1 protein-coding gene is annotated in these 322 nt (G+C 68.9%); it reads left to right on the top strand.

Translation table 11 applies throughout. From position 1 onward, the window contains the following. The coding region (locus tag N864_RS23205) for a hypothetical protein (protein WP_034723362.1) at positions 1-304 on the top strand (304 nt) is incomplete at its 5' end. Between the last annotated feature and the right edge of the window lie 18 nt (positions 305-322).

Below are 322 nucleotides of genomic sequence, written 5' to 3'. Positions count from 1 at the left end.
CCCGACCCGCGAGGACGACGTGCGCATCGCCGTCTCTGCCTCGCACTGGGAGGACCGCAACGACTTCGACGGCCGGAAGGATCACGGCGTTTCCGAGATCTCCCTCGAGGTCCGCGACGGCGACATGCGCACCACGGCAGCCCTCACGGCAGACGAGGCACGGTTCCTCGCGGCAAGCCTGACGCGCCTTGCTCACATCCTCGACGGACCCCTCGACGGGCAGGACCTTTGGGGCACTCCGACCGGGCTGCACTCTCTGGCGACAAGCCGCGTCCACCTTGACGACGCGGGCACGGCGTCATGAACACGCCTCGTCGCGTCA

Source organism: Intrasporangium chromatireducens Q5-1 (assembly GCF_000576575.1).
Classification (GTDB): Bacteria; Actinomycetota; Actinomycetes; order Actinomycetales; family Dermatophilaceae; genus Intrasporangium_A; species Intrasporangium_A chromatireducens.
This window is presented reverse-complemented; position numbering and strand designations above follow the sequence as displayed.